Below are 20,530 nucleotides of genomic sequence, written 5' to 3' on the forward strand. Positions count from 1 at the left end.
AGGGGAACGACCGGGATGACAAACGGAAAGCCGAAGGTACTGTTGATTGGAGATTATGCCGAAGCGCCGTATCATCCGCTCGGCGCGGTGGAGGGGCGGCTGCGAGAGCATTTGGAGGAACGTTGGGAGTTTGCCGCGACGGAAGATTACGGGCAATTGACCGGCGATCAAATCGCCGGGACCCGACTTTGCATCTCGTATGCGGATCGTTGGGACCGTCCGGCGACGTCGGAGCAGACGGCGGGGCTGGTTTCTTTTGTCGCCGGAGGGGGCGGGTTGCTGGTGCTGCACAGCGGTATTTCCCTGCAAGCGCGACCCGAGGCGGCCCAAATGATAGGGGCGCGTTTTACCGGACATCCCCCATACCGGGAGCTTGAGTTTAAAGTCGCCAGTCCGTCCCATCCCGTAATGGAAGGCATAATTCCGTTCACGATGGAGGAGGAGCCATACCGGTTCGAATTCGACCCGTTCAGCGATCATGAAATCCTGCTGACTTACCGGGATGATGAAGGCGGCGACTGGCCGGCGGCTTGGGCCCGTAGGTTCGGACTCGGGCGGATCGTTTTTTTGATGCCGGGACATCACCTGGCGTCCTTCCAGCATTCCGGCTACGGCAAACTGATCCGAAACGCGGCCGACTGGGCGGGCCACCGCATTTAAAGCGGAAAAGCGCCGTCCCACTTGTCGGGGTTCAGAAGGCGGTATGCAACTATAACGGCAGCACTCCGGGAGCATCAGCATCAGGGGCTGCTTTGGTTATGAAAGCGATCCAATTACCGGGAATTCCGCCGCTAATCGGGAGCCTCTGCTGCAGGCAAGGGGCAAGTTGCCGGAGAAGCTGCCGTTAATTCGTCCGAATTTGCGGCTATATAGGCTGAACTATTGTTTGGTTCGAATTAAAGGGAATTCTTCCCGTTAATTTGGTGCGTATGCGGCGGGAGAGGTAATTTAGCTGGAAAACCTCCTGTTAATTCGCCTGAAATTCTGAATATCGGCCATTGGGTCGCGAAATAGCTGGAGCTTAACCAGCTAAATCCGATCCAAGAGCCAAGAGCGGTGCATTAACGGGAGATTTTCCCGTTAATGTGTAGATCTCCGACGTTGGCGCTTTATATCTACAATTGTGGATATTGGCAACGTAGCGGCGGTTCGGCCGTGAGATAGCTGGAGCTTTTTCAGGTAAATCTCATTCATGGCCAAGAGCGGAAAATTACCGGCAGGTTTTCCCGTTATTAAAATTGATTTTTTAAGTCTTGCTATTTGAGCAAAGTCGGAATAAAATAAGAACAACAGAAGTTGTACGTACAACAATATAATATATCAAGTTATCCAAATTATTGTATGTACAAGGGATGAAACATTTTACTTTATATAGGAGGCGTTTAGACATGAAATTGAAACCGTATTCATTTTGGTTCGTTACCGGAAGTCAGCACTTGTACGGTCCGGAAACGCTCGAGCAGGTCGCCGAGCATTCCCGGATTATCGCCGAGCAATTCGATCAGGACCCGGTGTTCTCTTCCCCTGTCGTATTCAAGCCGATCGTAAAAACTCCGGATGAAATTTACAATCTCTTGCAGCAGGCCAACAGCGACCCTTCTTGCGCCGGTGTAATCACATGGATGCATACCTTCTCCCCGGCCAAAATGTGGATCGCCGGTCTGGCGCAGCTGCAAAAACCATTGCTTCATCTGCATACCCAGTTTAACCGCGATATTCCTTGGGAATCGATTGATATGGATTTCATGAACCTGAATCAATCCGCCCATGGCGACCGGGAATACGGCCATATCGGCGCCCGTCTAGGCATCGCGCGCAAAATCGTCGTCGGCCATTGGGAGGACGGCGAGGTTCGCGGCGATATCGCGGCCTGGATGCGGACGGCGGTTTCGCATGCCGAAAGCCGCAGCCTGAAAGTGGCGCGGTTCGGCGACAACATGCGCGAAGTGGCCGTAACGGACGGCGACAAAGTATCCGCGCAAATCCAATTCGGCTGGTCCGTGAACGGCTACGGGATCGGCGATCTGGTCCAAGTGATGAACGAAGTCAGCGACGCCGAAGTGAAGGCGCTGCTGGAGGAATACGCGGACAAGTACACGATCACCAAAGAAGGTCTGAGCGACGGGCCGGTCCGCGAATCCATCGCATACCAGGCGCGGACGGAAATCGCCATGAAGCGGTTTCTTGAAGAAGGCGGGTTCGGCGCGTTCACGACGACCTTTGAAGACCTGCACGGGATGAAGCAGCTTCCGGGACTGGCGGTGCAGCGCTTAATGGAAGCGGGCTACGGCTTCGGCGGAGAAGGGGACTGGAAGACGGCAGCCCTCACCCGCGTGCTCAAGGTGCTTGCGAATAACAAGAGCACTTCGTTTATGGAGGATTACACCTACCACTTCGAGCCGGGTAATCATATGATTCTCGGCGCGCACATGCTGGAGGTATGTCCGACCATCGCGGCGACGAAGCCGACGATCGAGGTGCATCCGCTGGGCATCGGCGGCAAGGAAGACCCGGCCCGGATCGTCTTCGACGGACAGGATGGACCGGCGGTCAACGCCTCGCTGGTGGACCTGGGCCATCGCTTCCGGCTCCTTGTCAACGTCGTCGACGGCGTGAAGGTGGAGAAGCCGATGCCGAAGCTTCCGGTGGCCCGCGTACTGTGGAAGCCGCAGCCGTCGCTGCGGGAATCCGCCGAGGCCTGGATTTTGGCCGGCGGTGCGCATCATACGGTGCTGTCTTTCGCCATGACGGCCGATCAACTGTGCGACTGGGCGGACCTGGCCGGCATCGAAGCGGTCATTATCGACAAGGACACCGATATCCGCCGCTTCAAGAACGAGCTCCGCTGGAGCGACGCGGCTTACCGCTTAAGATAACCGCCTGACCGCTCCCCTCCGGATTTGCCCCCGCCTGTGATACAATAGCGGTTAGAGTGCAAAAGGCGCGCCGCGCATCAACCAGTACGGCGGCCGGAGTAAATGAAGGATGGATCAAAATATGGAGAATCGCAAAATTCCAAAGTACATGCAGCTGAAGCGCGAGCTGCTGTCCTGGCTGCAATCGGGTAGACTGCAGCCGGGCGCGCAGTTCCCTTCCGAGAACGAAATCGCGGAGCAGTTCGGCCTCAGCCGGCAAACGGTGCGCCAGACGTTCGGCGAACTGGAAAATGACGGGTGGCTGGAACGGATCCAGGGAAAAGGCACATTCGCCCGGAACCCGCAGCGTAGGGACAGCGAACAGGTCAAGACGATCGGCATTATAACGACGTATATTTCCGACTATATTTTCCCCCATCTCGTCAGGGGGGCGGAGGCGGAGCTGCGCAGCAGGGGATATCGGCTCCTTCTCAGCAGCACGGACAACGCCAAGGAGAAGGAAATGGAGAGCCTGCAGCTGATGACCAGCCAACCGCTCAGCGGACTGATCATCGAGCCGACCCGAAGCGCGGAAGGCAATCCGAATCTGCGGTTCTTCCTGGATTTGCAGGCCAAAGGCATCCCTTATTTGATGATCAACGAGAAATACCGGGAACTGGAGTGTCCCTGCCTGAAAGTCAACGACGAAAGCGGCGGCTATAAAGCGGCGTCGTATTTGATCGAACGGGGACATGAGGGGATTGCGGGTTTCTTCAAAAGAGACGACCTGCAAGGAGTCGGCCGGTTAAAGGGATTTTTGGCCGCCCATAAGGACTACGGCATTCCTGTAGTTTCCAACCGGGTGATTACCTATACGACTGAGCAGAAAAAAGACCTCCCCTTTCAGGAAGCCCTGAAACTGCTCGGCAGTCCGCGGGGGGAGCGGCCAACCGCATTTGTGTGCTACAACGACGAGCTGGCGGTCATGCTGATGGAGGCCGCGGCCCAGTGCGGGCTTCGCGTTCCGGAAGATTTGTCGCTGATCGGCTTCGACGATTCCAGCCTGGCGGTTGCCTCGGGGACGAAGCTGACTACGCTCACCCATCCGAAGACCGAAATGGGCGAGACGGCCGCCAGACAGCTGGTGGGAATGATCGAGGACGGAGCCGAATATGAAGACATTCTGTATGAACCCGAGCTGATTGAACGGGATTCGGTTATTACCAGAAAATAAACGTTAAAAGAAAAACGGGTGATCCCTTCTCTTCCGTATCAAAGGAAGGGAAGGGGGAGCTTGCCGGGTGACTTGTACGTACAATAATATTTTTGAATAAGGAAAGAGCAACGATCAAAAAAGGGAAAGGAAGTGGCTGAACATGCTGGAAGCGCTGAAGCAGCAGGTGCTGGAAGCCAACCTGGAGCTGCCCAAATACGGGCTGGTTACCTTTACGTGGGGAAATGTCAGCGGCATTGACCGGGAAACCGGGTTGTTTGTCATCAAGCCAAGCGGGGTTCCTTATGAGGAGCTGAAAGCCGAGCACATGGTCGTCGTCGACCTGGAGGGCCGGGTCGTGGAAGGAGATTTGCGTCCTTCCTCCGATACGCCGACGCATATGGTGTTGTACCGCGCGTTCCCCGGCATCGGGGGCGTAGTTCACACCCATTCGCCGTGGGGTACGAGCTGGGCGCAGGCCGGGCGGGCGCTGCCGGCTTACGGAACGACGCATGCGGACTATTTTTATGGAGAGATTCCCGTGACGCGCCCGATGACGAAAGAAGAAATCGAAGGCGCCTATGAACTGGAAACCGGCAATGTCATTGTCGAGCGGTTCCAAGACCTCGATCCGAATCAGGTGCCCGGGGTGTTGGTCCACTCGCATGCCCCGTTCGTATGGGGGAAAGACGCCCATAACGCGGTGCATAATGCCGTTGTGCTGGAGGAGGTGGCCAAAATCGCCGCCCGGATGCTGCAAATCAATCCGGACACGCCGCCGATGGATCAAACGCTGCTCGACCGCCATTTTTTGCGTAAACATGGGGCCAACGCTTATTACGGCCAGAAATAACGGATAGCCATGAACTTATAAAATTAATTGAACGGTTCAGGAGGGTTAGCGATGAGCAAAAAATATACGATCGGCGTCGACTACGGGACTCAATCGGGACGCGCCGTGCTGGTGGATCTGTCCAACGGACGGGAGGTTGCCGACCATGTCACGCCTTATCCCCACCATGTCATCGACGAATTTCTGCCGGGCTCGGGCATCAAGCTCGAACACGACTGGGCGCTGCAGCATCCCGATGATTACCTGGAGGTTATGCGGAAATCGGTTCCGGCGGTCCTTGCCGAATCCGGAATCGATCCGTCCGACGTGATCGGCGTCGGCATCGACTTTACGGCCTGCACGATGCTGCCGATCGATGAGAAGGGCGAGCCGCTGTGCTTTGACCCGGAATACGCCGAACGGCCGCACAGCTGGGTCAAACTGTGGAAGCACCATGCGGCTCAACCGGAAGCCGACAAAATCAATGAAATCGCCGCCGCCCGGGGCGAGGACTTCCTGCCGCGCTACGGCGGGAAGATTTCCTCCGAGTGGATGATCGCAAAGGTGTGGCAAATCCTGGACGAGGCACCGGACATTTACGAGCGGGCCGACATGTTCCTGGAAGCGACGGACTGGGTCATTTCGCAAATGACCGGCAAAATCGTCCGCAACAGCTGCACCGCGGGCTACAAGGCGATTTGGCATAAGCAGAAAGGGTACCCGGACAAGGCGTATTTCAAAGCGCTCGACCCGCGGCTGGAAGATTTGACGGACACGAAGCTGCGGGGCGAAGTGATCCCGCTCGGCACCAGCGCGGGCGGACTTACGCCGGAGATGGCGGCCATCATAGGCCTTCAACCGGGCATCGCCGTAGCGGTGGGCAACGTGGACGCCCATGCCGCCGTTCCCGCGGTCGGCGTCGTCACGCCGGGCAAATTGGTTATGGCGATGGGTACCTCGATCTGCCACATGCTGCTGGGCACGGAGGAGAAGCAGGTCGAAGGGATGTGCGGCGTCGTGGAAGACGGCATCATCCCGGGGCTGTACGGCTACGAGGCCGGGCAGTCGGCGGTCGGGGATATTTTTGAGTGGTACGTGGAAGAAGCTCTGCCGGCCTACGTCAGGGAAGCGGCAGCCCAAGAGGGGATCGGTGTTCATCCATGGCTGGAACGGGAAGCGGCAAAATACAAGCCGGGCCAGACCGGACTGCTCGCCCTCGATTGGTGGAACGGAAACCGGTCGGTACTGGTCGATACGGATTTAACCGGCTTGATCCTCGGCATGACGCTGTTGACCAAGCCGCAGGAAATTTACCGCGCCTTGCTGGAAGCCACCGCGTTCGGCACGCGCAAGATCGTCGACGCGTTCCACTCGAACGGCGTGGCGGTGGATGCGCTGTACGCCTGCGGCGGGCTGCCGCAAAAGAACCGGCTGCTGATGCAGATTTATGCGGACGTTACGAACCGCGAAATTTTTGTCGCCGATTCCAAGCAGACGCCGGCGCTCGGCGCCGCGATGTTTGCGGCGGTGGCTGCGGGCGCGGAAGCCGGCGGCTACGATACGATCATTGACGCTGCGTCGCAAATGGCCCGGGTCAAGGAAGAAACGTTCAAGCCGATCCCGGCGAACGTGGAAGTCTATGAGCGCTTGTATCAGGAATACAGCAAGCTGCACGATTACTTCGGCCGCGGGGAGAACGATGTGATGAAGCGGCTGAAGGCCATCAAGAAGTCCGCGGAATAACCGAACCCTGGACCGCGTTATAAGAGTACTTCGTTATAGTAAGAACGTAAACGGAGTGGGGAGGAATCGGAATGTCCATGTCCATGGTCAAAGAAACGTCGTTTTTTGAACGGATCGTCCTCGAAGCGGGAGCGCTGTCGCAGGTGGCGCCGTATTTGCGGGAGCGCGGCAGCCGCCGGCTCCTGCTGGCGGCGGACCGTAACACCTATGAAGCCGCGGGCCGGGAACTCGAACGGATGCTCGCCGAGGCGGAGCTGGAACCGGCGCTTTGCTTGCTTGCGCCGAATGAAACGGGCGATGTGGTGGCCGACGAGGAATCGCTGATCCAACTGCTGCTGGCGATTGAACCGGGAATGACGGAGGCGCTGGTGGCGGTCGGCTCGGGGACGATTCACGATATCGTCCGTTTCGCCGCGCACAAGAGCGGGATCCCGTTCGTCTCCGTACCGACGGCCCCCTCGGTGGACGGGTTTACGTCGGCCGGCGCCCCGCTGATCATCCGCGGGACCAAAAAGACCGTGCCGGCCGTGCCGCCGGTCGCGATCTTCGCCGATCTGCGCATCCTGATGCAGGCGCCCCAGCCGCTGGTGGCCGCCGGATTCGGCGATATGCTCGGCAAAACCACGTCCCTGTTCGACTGGAAGTTCTCCAGCCTGACGGCGGGTGAACCGTACAACGAACAGGCCGCGCTGATCACCGAGCGGGCGCTGGCTTCCTGCGTGGAATATGCCCGCGAGATCGGCGCGCGCACGGAACGCGGCATCACCGTGCTGATGACGGCGCTGATCGAGTCCGGCATCGCCATGCTGCTGTTTGGGCAGTCGCACCCCGCTTCCGGCGCGGAGCACCATCTCTCCCATTACTGGGAGATGGAGTATTTGCGCCGGGGCCGCCGGGCGCTGCTGCACGGCGCCAAGGTCGGCGCGGCCTGCGCCGAGATTTCGCGCCTCTACCATGACGCCGCCGAGCGCGGCGTCTATCCGGGCGGCGAGCCGGAGGCGCTCCGCGAGCACGGCGGGCAGGTGCGCGAATGGCTGGCTGCCGTGCCCGACGAGGCGGCCATCCGCGAGCTGCTCCGGCTCGCGGGCGGGCCGTCCAGCCGGCAGGAGCTCGGAATTGACGACGAGCTGCTGGCGGCCAGCCTCCGCGAGGCGCATCTCATCCGCGACCGCCATACGCTGCTGCGGGCACTGAACGAGGCGGGCACGCTGTAAAAAGCCCGCCAACCCAAAAACGAGCTGACGAGGGATACCCGTCGTCAGCTCGTTTTTGGTTAGTGGCTTTAGTCAGTTAGCACGCGAAGCGTGCGAAACAAAAAATCACCTGCTATGCGGGTGATGTAGTGATGCTTATAGCAAAAAAAACACCTGATGGGTTCGTTATCATAGGGGTGTTCAAGCTACTATGTATAACGAAACGAAAAGGTAAGCTTAATGGCTAATCGAAGTGATATGTCACATACAAAGAGGCGCCTAGCGTGCTTCCAAACTTCTAACTCCAAAAAGATGCAAATCTGCAGGTATTTAGTCTTATCCGCGAGGGGATGCGAAAAAAGATGCAAATCTGCAGGAATTACTAGCGATTTTAGAGAAACGAGCCGGTTTCGTCAAAAATTCCTGCAGATTTGCAGAAATTTTGAAATTTTTGGCCACGAACAAGAAAAAAACATGCACATATGCAGGAATTCTATATTATCAAGGTTGCTGAAGGGGTACTAGCAATAAACGTACCCCTTCTGGGGTAGGCAAAAGCGGCAACAGCATAGTCGCTTGAACGAAGTGAAAGCTAGCGCCTTTAGACGCGAGCCGGAGTAATAAAGGCTTATAGCCTAAGAGCAATGATTCGGGGTAGGTCTGTTCCTACTTTCGCACCTGCACCTGTTCCCGCTCCTTCGCCAGCCTCTGCTCCTTCTTCTGCTCCTGCCCCTGCTCCTGTCCCCCCGGGTTCAAACCCAAAAGCTTAAGCAATGCGCGCAAAGCCGGTGTCATGTACGCATCCTTGCGGTAGATCAGCTCGGTTTTCATGTGACGGATCGCCTCGGGTACTTCATGAATTCGCAGGGAGCCTGCGGTTCCCGGTATTTCGGCGACGACCCGGGGAACGAGGGAAATGCCGAGTCCGGAGGAGACGCCGCCCAAAATCGCTTCCAAGGTGCCGAATTCCATCGTTTTGAGCTGCCGGACTCCCTGGGAGTGCAGCCAACTCTCCAGAATCTCGCGGTACGAGCAGCCTTTACTGTACACGAGATTCGGCTTGGTCAGGGCGTCCTCCGGTTCGGTGATCCAGGGGGCGGAAATGAGGACGACCTCTTCGTCGAAAACGGAGAGCGTCGTAAGCTCGGGATGGCGGCACGGCGTACTGATAAATGCGACATTCAGCTCATATTGCAGCACCTTCTCCATCAGTCGTTCGGACAAATCGGTGGTAAGCGTCAGTTCCACTTTGGGATGAAGCTCATAATACCGGCTCAGCAGCTTGGGCAGCCGGACGGCCGCCGTGGTTTGCGGGGCCCCGATCAATAAAGGCCCGCTTGGCTCGCTGGACGGCGAAAGCGCGAGGGCGGCTTCCTCCAGCAGGCCGATAATTTTGTCGGCATACACCAGCAGGGTTTGGCCGCTGGAGGACAGGGTCATCCCCCGGTTATGCCGGTGGAACAACGCCGTGCCGATTTCGCTCTCCAACTGGCGAATGCGGGCGGTGACGTTGGACTGGACATAGCCGAGCCGCAGCGCGGCTTTAGTAATCGAGCCTTCATAGGCCACCGCTTGAAAAATACGCAGGTCCGCACTTTCCACAATTCATCTTCCTTTCATCATTCCGGTATAAAATTGACTTGGTATCTATTTTAGTGATATCAAATATCTTTAACGTTCATTATACATAAACGCAAGACTCCTCTACAATACAATCATGATCGACGACAGCAAGATCGCAAGGAGGTTTGCATGATGAGTATAGGCAGGTCCAAATTTACCGTTTTGATCCTTTTGACCACCTTTTTAATGGGGGTGGCGTTTCCGGTCGGAAAAATGGGGCTATCCTACGCATCGCCTTTTTTTCTGATGGGACTCCGCTTTGTTCTGGCCGGAGGCTTGCTGGCCTTTTTCGTGAGGAAGCGCAAGCAGCCGAAGGGCGGCAAACAGTGGCTTCAAGCCGCCGTGTTGGGATTGTTTCAATCCGCAGGCGTCATGGGGTTCGTCTTTTTCAGCATGCGCTGGATCAATTCGGGGGAATCGGCCATTATTACAAGCACAAGTCCGCTTATGGTGATCGTGCTGGGAGCTGTTCTTTACGGGAAAGTCTACCGTTGGCGTCAGTGGATGGGCGTTGTTATCGGCTTTGCCGGCGTCGTCTTGACCTTTGGGCTCCATGTCCGGATCGAACCGGGAACGCTGATCTGTTTTGCCGGCGCCGTTTGTTTTACGGTCGCGACGCTCCTGATTAACCGGTATGGCCCGGAGTTCGACATGACGGTGCTGGCGGCGTATCAGATGCTGGCTGGCGGTATCGCTCTGCTTATCCTGAGCTCGCTCGCGGAAGAACCCCGGTTTGCTGTGAACGCGGCTTCGCTGCTCGTGCTGTTTTGGCTCGCGGTGATGTGCTCGATCGTCCAGTTCTCGCTCTGGTTTTATTTGCTCAAGCACGGGGACCCGGCCCGCACCAGCGCTTTTCTGTTTCTCGTGCCGCTCTTTGCGGTGCTTTGCAGCTTCATCCTGCTTGACGAACGGATCGCTTGGTATGTTTATGCGGGAGGGGCACTGATCTGCGCGGGCGTATTTATGGTCAATTGGGATGGCGGACGTAAAGGCAGTCTTGTCCATATCAACGAAGGGATGGGGATCACAGATGGAATGGGAAAATAAGGTAGCTTTGGTCACCGGCGGAGGCACCGGCATCGGGAGAGCGACCAGTCTGCGGCTTGCTAGCCGGGGAGCGACCGTCGCCGTCAATTATTCGCGGTCGGCCGCGGAGGCCGCGGAAACCGTCCGCGCCATCACGGAGACTGGCGGAAGAGCGATGGCCTTCCAGGCGGACGTATCGCGGAATGGGGACGTCAGCCGGATGGTTGAAGGAGTCGTGCGGGAATTCGGGACAGTGGATCTTTTGGTCAACAATGCGAGTATCACCCGGCATATCGCCATGGATGATCTGGAGGCCGTTACGGAGAAGGTCTGGGAGGAGCTTCTTGGAGTCAACGTTGTCGGCATGTTTTATTGCGCCCGGGCCGTGGCTCCTTACATGAAGGCCTCCGGCGCAGGGGCGATCGTCAATGTGGGCAGCATCGCGGGGCTTACCGGCAAGGGTTCCTCTCTTCCTTACGCCGTTTCCAAATCGGCCGTCCACGGTCTGACAAAGTCGTTGGCTCATGCCCTCGCCCCCGAAATCCGGGTGAACGGTGTCGCCGCCGGCGCGGTCACGACCCGTTGGTGGGAGGGCCAGGAAGCCCGGATGCATTCGTTAATCACTCAACTGCCTCTGGGGCGGATTTCACCGCCTGAAGAAATCGCCGACATGATCTGCGCCCTGCTGGAGCAGCCCTCGATCACGGGACAGATCATTACGGTTGACAATGGCCAGACAATGTAAGCGTCGGCCGCCGCATTACCGGCGCTTTTGGAAGCTAGGGCGGTGGCGATGGGCTTCGTCTGGGCCTGCTGCTCACCCAACTTAACTCCTGCTCCCAAGGACGTAATAGACGCTATTTCGCGCAAAGTTGCACTTTTGGAATTCTAACGGAAGCCATAGCGCCTTATTGTGCATATTAGCGTCCGAATGGCCTCGTTTTGCTGAAATTGCCGCTAATACGTCCGTTAGAATCTCAATTCGCCCTATAAGTACGAAATAGCTGCTAAAGCTTCCGTTGCCGTAGCTTCCGTTACTGTGGATTCTCCCAAAAGGGATCGTCGGTGCTTCGACGTTAAAAAGAGCCCAAACTCGCGAGTTTGGGCTCTTTGTTGCGGGGGGGGGGGGGGGCTAGCGCGCCTGCCTCCGGCTTATGTCAATCGCCGTGCACATCGTACAGCACCCGCGCCAGCAGGTCCTGGCTGTAATTGCCGAAGTTTCTGCCGTAGATGGTCAGTCCGCGCTTGTTGAACGATTTCTCCGTTACGGCGATGCGGAACGTAATCTCGCTCTTGTAGTCGAGCTGAATTTGGTCCAAAGTGACGTCGGAAATGCGGCAGCCGTCGATAAAGCTTCCTTCATGATTAATGCGGATCAGCTTGAGCATGCCGTATTGGTTCAGATGCGGAGGCCACCAGTCCGGATTGAACGTGCCGCGGGCATCGCCGAAGTCTCCCGGGCTGGTCCAATAGCCGATTTCAATTCCGTTGACATAAAAATAAATGTCCGACGGGTAATTGTCGCAATATCCGGGTGCCTCCGAGCCCAGTTCCATAGAGAACTGAATCTCGCGGAAGGTCTGGTTCGGCTTGAGATAGTTCGGGATCCGGTATTCCAGGTACCCCTCGGTCAACCAGATGATTTCCGAATCGATCCGCTGCGGGTCGGCGAAATACCGGGGGTCGTCAAAATCGCCGATAATGCTGTCCTTGGTCGCCAGCCCACAGGTCGGCAAGGCCTGATAATTGCTGTAATGGCCTACCTGGATTTCCACTTCGTACAGATTTTCAACCTCTTTGCTTTTCAGATCGACCATCAGCTTGTCTTTATTAAGGTAGCAAATTTTCTGGATGCCGTGTTTCCCGACCGTCGTGTTGATTTCAATCAAACCGCTTTCTTCCAGCTTCTTAATATGCATCGTAATCGCCCCGTTGCTGAGATTCAGCCGCGTCGCGAGATCATTCAGGTTCAAGGCTTGATTTTTGGCCAGCAACTCCAGGATCTGAATTCGAATCTCCGAGCTCAATGCTTTAAAAATATCGATCCCGCTCATCAAATCCTTGATGTAAATCATAAGATAACCCTCTTCCGCTTATAGTAGACACCATTTACTTTAAATAATTATAAATCATCCCATCTTTATAATAAAGAAATATATCCCATAACCCTAGAAAAAGAAGGGAAAAGGCAAATACCCAACAAAAAACATGCATAGTATTTATATTAGTATGAAACAAATGATATAAAAATGCCTAATATACAGTTCGAATTATGCTGAAATATAGCGAAAAAACGTTTAGTTTTATAAAAACATAAAAAGTTTTAGGTTTATATATTTACAGCGCCTTTGTTATGTGTTATTTTATACCTGTAAGCGTATTCATTCAAGTTTAATCGAAAAATTTTAAGATAATTTAAAACGGAAGGTGATAAAAGGTGGCGCCAATGTCAGCAGGATCAAAAGCCAAAATGATAGTGGACAAATCGTTCCGGATTTCCGAGATCGATCCGCGGATTTACGGTTCCTTCATCGAACATTTGGGAAGGGCCGTGTACGGAGGAATTTATGAAGCTTCCCATCCGGACGCCGATGCCGCTGGTTTTCGCAATGATGTCAAACAACTGATCCGGGAACTGAATGTGCCGATTATCCGATATCCCGGGGGAAACTTCGTATCGGGCTATAACTGGGAAGACGGGGTCGGACCGGTGGAGAACCGGCCTAAACGGCTGGAGCTCGCATGGCGAACCGTTGAGCCGAACCATGTCGGCACCAATGAATTCGTGAAATGGGCCCGTGAAGTCGGTTCCGAAGTGATGATGGCCGTGAATCTGGGCACGCGCGGTGTGGATGCGGCAAGAAACCTGCTGGAGTACTGCAATCATCCGGGAGGAAGCTACTGGAGCGATTTGCGCCGGAGCCACGGTTATGAACAGCCGCATCGGATCAAGACCTGGTGTCTCGGCAACGAGATGGACGGACCTTGGCAAATCGGACAGAAGACGCCGCAAGAATACGGAAGATTGGCGTACGAAACCGCCAAGGCGATGCGGCTGGTCGATCCGTCCATAGAGCTTGTTTCCTGCGGCAGCTCCAGCACAGGTATGCCGACCTTCCCGGAATGGGAAGCGGTCACGCTGGATCATACCTATGAGGTTGCCGATTACGTCTCCTTGCACCAATACTACGGCAACCGGGACAACGATTCGGCCAATTTCCTGGCCAGGTCGATGGACATGGAACATTTTATCAAGACAGTGGCGTCAACCTGCGATTATGTCAAAGCGAAGAAGCGGAGCAAGAAGACGATGTATCTCAGCTTCGACGAATGGAATGTATGGTATCACTCCAATGATGCCGACGCCAAAATCGAACCTTGGACCATCGGCCCTCCGCAGCTTGAGGATATATACAACTTTGAAGACGCGCTGCTGGTCGGCAGTATGCTGATAACGATGCTCCGCCATGCCGACCGGGTGAAGATGGCCTGCCTGGCCCAACTGGTTAATGTCATCGCGCCGATCATGACGGAGAACGGTGGCCGCGCCTGGAAACAGACGATCTTCTATCCGTATTTGCACGCTTCTCTGTATGGACGCGGCGTTTCCCTGCAGCCGATTGTGGACTCTCCGCGTTATGACGCACAGGATTACACCGATGTTCCTTATCTCGATACCGCCGTTGTATACAACGAGGCGGAAGAAGAGGTTACGATTTTTGCGGTCAACCGGAATCTGCATGAAGCGCTGGATCTGGAATGCGATGTCCGCAGCTTCGCAGGCTACCGGCTCGTCGAGCATATCGTGCTTGAGCATGAAGATTTGAAAGCGGTGAACACCGCGGCTGAGGAGAAGGTCAAACCTCATTCCGGGGGAGGAGCTTCATTGCGTGACGGCTATGTCACCGGCAGACTTGCTAAAGCTTCCTGGAATGTGTTGCGTTTGAAAAAGGCTTAGGCCAACTAAAGAAGCGGAGGGGTCAAATATGAAGAGAAAGTGGTTTATCACACTGCTGGCGCTGATGATGACAACGGCTTTATGGGGATGCGGCGGCAAATCGTCTTCCTCAGCCGGAGCGGGCGGGGAAACGACCGTGCTCGAAGGGGGAGCAGGGGAAAAGGCTACGGAATTATCTTATTGGACATTTGTCGAACTTCACGGCCAGCACTTCGAGAAAATGCTTCAGAAGTGGAATCAAGCGAATCCGGACCGCCAAATCAAGCTGAATGTCACCGTTATGCCTTATGACGATATGCACAATAAACTTTCGATTGCCGTCCAAACCGGCGTGGGTGCCCCGGACATTTCCGATATCGAACTGGGGAAATTCCCGGATTTCCTGAAGGATACGCCGCAGTTGGTGCCGCTGAACGATGTTATCGATCCTTACAGAGATACCATCGTCAAATCGAGAATCGACATTTACAGCAAAGACGGCCAAAATTATGGCATTCCTACTCACGTAGGCGCTTCGGTAGCTTTCTACAACACGGAGATTCTGGAGGAAGCGGGCGTCGATTACAAGAACATCGTCACATGGGAAGATTTCAAGCAGGCGGGCATCAAAGTTTACGAGAAGACCGGCAAATACATGGGCACAGCTGATACGAGCGCAACCTGGCAGTTATCCCAACTGCTTGCCCAGCAGGGCACAGACTTCACGGATGACCAGGGCAATCCGCAAATCAATTCGGAAGCGATGGTCAAAGCCCTTACGATCCTCAAGGATCTGAAGGACAACAATGTCATCGCCACGATCGCCGGAGGCCAGCCGGATACGGAAGAAGCTTATGGCGAATTCAATGCCGGCAATTACGCAACCGCATTCATGCCTTTATGGCAGATGTCGAGATACACCAACTACATGCCCGAACTGAGCGGCAAAATTGCCCTTGCTCCGATTCCGGTCATTGAGAAAGGCATGCCGAGATCCGTCGGCGGCGGCGGTACGGGGACCGTCGTAACCAAAACGGCCAAAGACATTCAACTGGCCAAGGACTTCCTTGCTTTCGCCAAGCTGTCCGAGGATGCCAACATTGAAATTTGGAACACGCTCGGCTTTGATCCGGTCAATATGGATATTTGGAACAAAAAAGAAGTTACACATAACCCGGAGAATGCGTTTGTGAAGTACTTCCAAAACAACCCGTTTGACGTCCTGAATGAAATCAAGGATGAAATTCGGATGATCAAGTCCACCTCGGCTTCGCCGACGATCAACAACGTGCTCTGCACCGTGACATTAAATGAGATTTTTGAGGACGGCAAGGACATTAAGCAGGCGTTGGACGATGCGCAAGCCCAAATTTTGCAGGAATTGAAATAAGCGGTACGAATCCAAACCAGGGAGCTGCTCCGTTACGGGAGCGGCTCTCTTCCCAAAGGAGTAAGGGACTATGATAAAAAGATTTCTATATTCGCAAAAGGTCGCTCCTTACGTTTTTGTGCTGCCCTTTATCTTGGTTTTTGTTATTTTTTGGGCTTATCCGTTGGCCAGCTCCTTTACCATGAGCTTTCAGAAGCTGACTCTCGGGCAGGAAGCGCAGTGGGTAGGCATGGATAACTACACCAAGCTGATGGGGGACGGCATCTTCCTTAAAGCGCTCATCAACAGCGCGGTTTATATGGTGCTCACCTTGGTCATTCTGATCCCTTTTCCGATGCTGTTTGCCGTATTAATCAACAGTAAATTCATGTGGGGACGGGAATTTTTCAAGTCGTCCTTCTTTTTCCCGGCGCTGACCTCGGTTGTCGTCGCGGGGACGATTTTCCGCCTCATGTTCGGGGAGATGGAAGGCTCGCTGTTCAACAGTATACTTGGCTACTTCGGCATAGACCCGGTCAAGTTTTTGAAGGGCCAAGTCACAGGCTATATCGCTCTCGTTGCGCTGGCGACTTGGAGGTGGACGGGGGTTAATATGCTGTACTTTTTATCGGGATTAAAGAGCATTCCCGACGAGTATTACGAAGCCGCCTCGATCGACGGCGCGACCCGCTTCCAGAAGTTTACGCAAATCACGATGCCGCTGCTCAAGCCGACGACCATCTATGTGCTCACCATCAGCATTTATGCCGGCCTGGCGATGTTCATCGAGAGCATGATGCTTTGGAACGGCAACAACTCGCCGAAAAATATCGGCCTGACCATCGTCGGTTATTTGTACCGCCAAGGGATCGAAAAGAACAACCTGGGCTATGCGGCCGCGGTCGGGATCGTTCTGCTCGCCATCACGATGATTATCAATCTGACGCAGTTGACATTCTCCGGAATGTTTAAGAAGGAGGACTGATCCCATGAAAAAGGATACCGCCATTAAAGTGTCCCTCTTTCTGTTCTTTGCCGTCCTCTGCCTTCTGATTCTCATCCCGTTTTATGCGGTAACGATCGCTTCGTTCAAGCCCGGTGAGGACCTGGTCCGGTACGGTCTGAATTTGCGCTTTGATTTGAAAGTCATGAGCTTCGACAATTTCGTCTACCTGTTTACGGGCGAACACGCTTATTTCAGCTGGTTTTTTAACTCCTTGCTGTTAACGGTCGTTCAGGTCGCTTTAACTTTGATTGTGAGCGCCACGGTTGCCTATGGATTTTCGGCCTACGAATTCAAAGGAAAGAACTTCCTTTTTATATGCGTGCTTCTGATCATGATGGTTCCGTTTGAAATTCTGCTGCTTCCGCTTTATACGCTGACCCATAATATCGGGCTGATGAACAGCTATTCGGCGATTATTTTGCCGGGGATCGCAAGCGCGGCGACCATATTCTTTTTCAGACAGTATTTGAGCGGGATTCCCAAGGAGATCATCGCGGCGGGCCGGGTGGACGGGGCCTCGGAATACGGCATCTACATGCGTCTGATTTTGCCCGTCATGAAACCTTCGTTCGCGGCCATGGCGATCCTGAACGGAATGAACAGCTGGAACAATTTCCTCTGGCCGTTTATGGTCCTGAGCGACGCCAGCAAGTACACGCTTCCGATCGGGCTGAAGACGCTGCTGACCCCTTACGGGAACAACTATGATCTGCTGATCGTCGGCTCCTTCTTTTCGATTCTGCCGATATTTATCCTGTTTGTGGCTTTCCAGAAATATTTCATCGACGGTATGACCGCAGGTGCCGTAAAAGGCTAGAGCCTTTTGCGTTCAACCTTATAGATAGAACATAGATAAAAGGAGAGAAAAAGGGATGAACACAAAACGAGAATACGTCAATCCGGTGGTGGAACAGCGTGCGGATCCGTGGGTTTACAAGCATAGCGACGGTTACTATTATTTTACCGCCTCGGTTCCCCAATACGACCGGATCGAGCTCCGGCGTTCTGCCACTATCCAGGGCTTAAGCGAGGCGAAGCCTGTGGTGGCGTGGCGGAAATACGAAACAGGCCCGCTCAGCGCCAATATTTGGGCCCCGGAAATCCATTATATTCAGGGAAAATGGTACATTTATTTCGCGGCGGCCCGGACGACCGAAACGCAGGACGGCCTGTTTGATCACCGCATGTACGTGCTGGAGAACGAGGCGGCCAATCCTTTGGAAGGGACCTGGGTGGAGAAGGGACAGGTTCGAACCCGTTGGGAAAGTTTTGCGCTGGACGCCACCACCTTTGAACATCGTAGGGAGCAGTATTATGTCTGGGCGCAGAAAGATCCGGAGATCGAAGGGAATTCCAACCTGTACATTTCCCTGATGGAGAATCCGTGGACGCTTAAAGGAGAGCAGGTCATGATTTCAACACCGGAATACGAGTGGGAAATCATCGGGTTCCGAGTCAATGAAGGCGCCGCGGTTCTGAAGCGGAACGGGCGGATTTATATCAGTTATTCGGCCAGTGCGACCGATCATCATTACTGCATGGGACTATTGTGGGCCGACGAATCGGCCGATTTGCTGGATCCGCGTTCCTGGAACAAATCTCCGGAGCCGGTCTTCCGGACATGCGAAGAAACGGGACAGTACGGGCCGGGGCATAACAGTTTTACCGTATCGGAGGACGGCGAGGACGTTATGATTTATCACGCCCGGAATTACAAGGAGATTACGGGAGATCCGCTTTATGACCCGAACCGGCACACTAGAGCGCAAGTGTTCGGTTGGACGGAAGACGGAATGCCGGATTTCGGAATTCCGGTGAGGGACGGAGTCCGAAACAAATAAAGAAAGCGCGACAGCGGGGATCGCCTGCGGCATTTGGCCGAGGCGGTCTTTTTTTAGATTATCAGAAAGTATATACTCGTTGGATTTGCTACCTGATACGTCTGACCAAGAGCAAAGTTCAATCGTCCAAACATCAAAATTGTACAACAAATGCACAGAATAATGTTTGTAAGAACTGGAAATATCATTATAATAATTCATGTAAACGCTTTATCTCCTTCTCTGAGGAGAAAGGTTTTTTTGCGTTTAATTAAGTGTCCCATGTTGGGTAGGGAACGCTGGACAGAATACGGTAATACTTCCGGCAGGGGGAACAATACATGATTAAAGTGCTGATTGTGGACGATGAACCTAAGCTTCGTGAAGGTTTGCGGACATTTATAGACTGGAACGCTTACGGCTATACCGTCGTGGACACGGCTGCCAACGGCAATGAAGCGTTGGAGAAGTATAAATTGCACTCGCCCGATCTGGTCATTGCCGATATCCGGATGCCGGGGATGGATGGGCTGCAATTGATTGGGCTGCTGCGGCAGCTTAATCCGATGCTTCATATTTTAATTCTGAGTGGCTACGCCGATTTTGATTACGCCAAGAAAGCCATTTCGCAGCGCGCGGACGGATACTTGCTGAAGCCAGTGGACGAGGACGAATTAATCGAATATATCGAGAAAATCAAGCTGCAAATCCAGCAGGAACGGCTAGCCGAGCAGTGGAACCACGTGACCAGAGAATGGAGCCGGGATGCTTTCATTCAAGGGCTTCTGGCCGGGGCCGAGAAGGAAGAAACCGAGCTGCAGCAGAGAGCGGATGAGCTTGATCTGCGATGGAAGAGCTACCAGGTTCTGCTGATCACCCTGCATATGGACGAAGAAGCCGATCCCGAAATCGCCAGCCATGTGCGGCAAAATATGGTGTCAAGGTTTGAAATGACCGGGCGGGGCTGCGTATTCAGCTTCCATACGCATATCGGCATACTATTAAAAGCCCCGATTCTTGGGGTTGAAACGGACAGCATCTACCAGGGAATTTGCGAGGCCGTATCCGGGGCTGGCGTGGACTTCACCGCTGCGGTGGGACCGAAGGTTGGCGGATTGACCGAAGTGGTTCATTCCTTTCAGGCGGCGCGGGAATTGAGTAAGCATCACTTTTTCCTTGGCAACGACAGGCTGCTTACCTGCGATATGTTGGAGAAGCTTCAGAAGGAAGTGCCGCCGACGGATTTCGGATCGGCAGAGTTTTATGAACAGCTTTATTACGCGGTCGAAGTAGGCAACCGGGAGATCGTGAAATCGCTGGTCCGCCGCAAAGGGCAGTCTCTTGTAGCCGAAGGGCAGAGCGAAGGAGACATCAAGCGGGGGTTTGCGGAACTGTTGACGGCGATCCTTGGTAAAGGGTTGAAGCAGTCGCCGGAGCTGCAAAGCCGCAGCAAGGAGTTTTCGGACCGCCTCTCCGAAATTTACAAGGTCCGAACGCTGGAAGCGCTTTACGTCAAAACGGAAGTTTTTCTGGAGCAGATGATGAGCCAGTTAAGCGAAGGCAGTAAGCACCGGGAAGTCAAAATTATGCTGGATTTGATTCACCGCAATTTCAGCGACAATTTGAAGCTGGAAACCTTGTCGGGCATTTTTAATTATAACAGCGCCTATCTCGGCAAACTGTTCAAGAACGAGACCGGCGAGTATTTCAACACTTACCTGGACAAAGTCCGGATCGAAAAGGCCAAATCCCTGCTGGAAGAGGGACTGAAAGTTTACCAGGTTGCCGAGAAAGTCGGATATACCAATGTCGACTATTTCCATAGCAAATTTCGGAAGTATGTGGGGACCTCTCCGTCCGCTTACCGGAAAACGGCAAACCATGCATAAAAACCGGCTGATCAGCCGGTTTTC

General features: G+C 54.3%; 16 protein-coding genes. 14 read left to right on the forward strand and 2 right to left on the reverse strand.

Annotation, left to right across the window (positions count from 1 at the left end; all coding sequences use genetic code 11):
- The first annotated feature begins 15 nt into the window (after positions 1-15).
- The 6 genes from V4U88_RS21230 (at position 16) to V4U88_RS21255 (ending at position 7,857) form a co-directional block, all read left to right on the forward strand.
- Positions 16-660, forward strand: coding sequence for a ThuA domain-containing protein (locus V4U88_RS21230; RefSeq protein WP_334075252.1), 645 nt, complete (start codon positions 16-18; stop codon positions 658-660).
- A gap of 728 nt (positions 661-1,388) precedes the next feature.
- The gene (gene araA / locus V4U88_RS21235; RefSeq protein WP_334075253.1) at positions 1,389-2,876 is read left to right on the forward strand and encodes an L-arabinose isomerase; all 1,488 of its coding nucleotides are present in this window, start codon (positions 1,389-1,391) and stop codon (positions 2,874-2,876) included.
- Positions 2,877-2,997: 121 nt separating this feature from the next.
- The gene (locus V4U88_RS21240; protein ID WP_334075254.1) at positions 2,998-4,089 is read left to right on the forward strand and encodes a GntR family transcriptional regulator; all 1,092 of its coding nucleotides are present in this window, start codon (positions 2,998-3,000) and stop codon (positions 4,087-4,089) included.
- A gap of 142 nt (positions 4,090-4,231) precedes the next feature.
- Positions 4,232-4,921, forward strand: a complete 690-nt coding sequence (gene araD, locus V4U88_RS21245) for an L-ribulose-5-phosphate 4-epimerase (protein ID WP_334075255.1) — start codon at positions 4,232-4,234, stop codon at positions 4,919-4,921.
- A 51-nt stretch (positions 4,922-4,972) separates the two neighbouring features.
- The gene (locus V4U88_RS21250) at positions 4,973-6,643 is read left to right on the forward strand and encodes a ribulokinase (protein WP_334075256.1); all 1,671 of its coding nucleotides are present in this window, start codon (positions 4,973-4,975) and stop codon (positions 6,641-6,643) included.
- Between the two features lie 71 nt (positions 6,644-6,714).
- Positions 6,715-7,857 (forward strand): sn-glycerol-1-phosphate dehydrogenase, encoded by a 1,143-nt coding sequence (locus tag V4U88_RS21255; RefSeq protein ID WP_442951905.1) that lies wholly within the window; start codon positions 6,715-6,717, stop codon positions 7,855-7,857.
- Between the two features lie 645 nt (positions 7,858-8,502).
- Here V4U88_RS21255 and V4U88_RS21260 read toward each other — a convergent pair.
- Positions 8,503-9,438 carry a LysR family transcriptional regulator gene (locus V4U88_RS21260; RefSeq protein WP_334075257.1) on the reverse strand — a complete coding sequence of 312 codons (936 nt, stop codon included), beginning with the start codon at positions 9,436-9,438 and terminating at the stop codon, positions 8,503-8,505.
- Between the two features lie 150 nt (positions 9,439-9,588).
- Here V4U88_RS21260 and V4U88_RS21265 point away from each other — a divergent pair, with 150 nt between their 5' ends.
- Entirely contained in the window at positions 9,589-10,506 is a 918-nt protein-coding gene (locus V4U88_RS21265; protein ID WP_334075258.1) for a DMT family transporter, read from the forward strand.
- Positions 10,490-11,230 carry an SDR family NAD(P)-dependent oxidoreductase gene (locus V4U88_RS21270; RefSeq protein WP_334075259.1) on the forward strand — a complete coding sequence of 247 codons (741 nt, stop codon included), beginning with the start codon at positions 10,490-10,492 and terminating at the stop codon, positions 11,228-11,230. Before V4U88_RS21265 ends, V4U88_RS21270 begins: the two co-directional genes overlap by 17 nt.
- A 412-nt stretch (positions 11,231-11,642) precedes the next feature.
- On the opposite strand, the gene V4U88_RS21275 is transcribed toward V4U88_RS21270, so the two are convergent.
- Complete coding sequence (locus V4U88_RS21275) at positions 11,643-12,560, reverse strand: ArsR/SmtB family transcription factor (RefSeq protein WP_334075260.1); 918 nt, start codon at positions 12,558-12,560, stop codon at positions 11,643-11,645.
- Positions 12,561-12,931: 371 nt separating this feature from the next.
- On the opposite strand from V4U88_RS21275, the gene arfA reads away from it, so the two are divergent.
- From arfA to V4U88_RS21305, 6 genes are all read left to right on the forward strand, one after another.
- A complete protein-coding gene (gene arfA / locus V4U88_RS21280; protein ID WP_334075261.1) occupies positions 12,932-14,443 on the forward strand; it encodes an arabinosylfuranosidase ArfA in 1,512 nt (503 codons plus the stop codon).
- A gap of 28 nt (positions 14,444-14,471) precedes the next feature.
- Complete coding sequence (locus tag V4U88_RS21285) at positions 14,472-15,812, forward strand: ABC transporter substrate-binding protein (RefSeq protein ID WP_334075262.1); 1,341 nt, start codon at positions 14,472-14,474, stop codon at positions 15,810-15,812.
- A gap of 70 nt (positions 15,813-15,882) precedes the next feature.
- Entirely contained in the window at positions 15,883-16,776 is an 894-nt protein-coding gene (locus V4U88_RS21290) for a carbohydrate ABC transporter permease (protein WP_334075263.1), read from the forward strand.
- A 4-nt stretch (positions 16,777-16,780) separates the two neighbouring features.
- On the forward strand, positions 16,781-17,614 hold the full coding sequence (locus tag V4U88_RS21295; RefSeq protein ID WP_334075264.1) for a carbohydrate ABC transporter permease: 834 nt from the start codon (positions 16,781-16,783) through the stop codon (positions 17,612-17,614).
- A 55-nt stretch (positions 17,615-17,669) separates the two neighbouring features.
- Positions 17,670-18,638, forward strand: coding sequence for a glycoside hydrolase family 43 protein (locus V4U88_RS21300; protein ID WP_334075265.1), 969 nt, complete (start codon positions 17,670-17,672; stop codon positions 18,636-18,638).
- A 320-nt stretch (positions 18,639-18,958) separates the two neighbouring features.
- On the forward strand, positions 18,959-20,506 hold the full coding sequence (locus V4U88_RS21305; protein ID WP_334075266.1) for a response regulator transcription factor: 1,548 nt from the start codon (positions 18,959-18,961) through the stop codon (positions 20,504-20,506).
- Positions 20,507-20,530: the final 24 nt, after the last annotated feature.

It is taken from the genome of Paenibacillus sp. A14 (genome assembly GCF_036864815.1).
Lineage (GTDB): Bacteria > Bacillota > Bacilli > Paenibacillales > Paenibacillaceae > Fontibacillus > Fontibacillus sanfengchensis.

Bases quoted from the DNA above. Each gene is read 5' to 3' on its own strand.
- araD (WP_334075255.1), top strand. From the start codon at position 4,232: ATGCTGGAAGCGCTGAAGCAGCAGGTGCTGGAAGCCAACCTGGAGCTG.
- V4U88_RS21295 (WP_334075264.1), top strand. From the start codon at position 16,781: ATGAAAAAGGATACCGCCATTAAAGTGTCCCTCTTTCTGTTCTTTGCC.
- V4U88_RS21285 (WP_334075262.1), top strand. From the start codon at position 14,472: ATGAAGAGAAAGTGGTTTATCACACTGCTGGCGCTGATGATGACAACG.
- V4U88_RS21265 (WP_334075258.1), top strand. From the start codon at position 9,589: ATGATGAGTATAGGCAGGTCCAAATTTACCGTTTTGATCCTTTTGACC.
- araA (WP_334075253.1), top strand. From the start codon at position 1,389: ATGAAATTGAAACCGTATTCATTTTGGTTCGTTACCGGAAGTCAGCAC.
- V4U88_RS21230 (WP_334075252.1), top strand. From the start codon at position 16: ATGACAAACGGAAAGCCGAAGGTACTGTTGATTGGAGATTATGCCGAA.
- V4U88_RS21270 (WP_334075259.1), top strand. From the start codon at position 10,490: ATGGAATGGGAAAATAAGGTAGCTTTGGTCACCGGCGGAGGCACCGGC.
- V4U88_RS21300 (WP_334075265.1), top strand. From the start codon at position 17,670: ATGAACACAAAACGAGAATACGTCAATCCGGTGGTGGAACAGCGTGCG.
- V4U88_RS21275 (WP_334075260.1), bottom strand. From the start codon at position 12,560: ATGATTTACATCAAGGATTTGATGAGCGGGATCGATATTTTTAAAGCA.
- V4U88_RS21290 (WP_334075263.1), top strand. From the start codon at position 15,883: ATGATAAAAAGATTTCTATATTCGCAAAAGGTCGCTCCTTACGTTTTT.
- V4U88_RS21255 (WP_442951905.1), top strand. From the start codon at position 6,715: ATGTCCATGTCCATGGTCAAAGAAACGTCGTTTTTTGAACGGATCGTC.
- arfA (WP_334075261.1), top strand. From the start codon at position 12,932: ATGTCAGCAGGATCAAAAGCCAAAATGATAGTGGACAAATCGTTCCGG.
- V4U88_RS21305 (WP_334075266.1), top strand. From the start codon at position 18,959: ATGATTAAAGTGCTGATTGTGGACGATGAACCTAAGCTTCGTGAAGGT.
- V4U88_RS21240 (WP_334075254.1), top strand. From the start codon at position 2,998: ATGGAGAATCGCAAAATTCCAAAGTACATGCAGCTGAAGCGCGAGCTG.
- V4U88_RS21250 (WP_334075256.1), top strand. From the start codon at position 4,973: ATGAGCAAAAAATATACGATCGGCGTCGACTACGGGACTCAATCGGGA.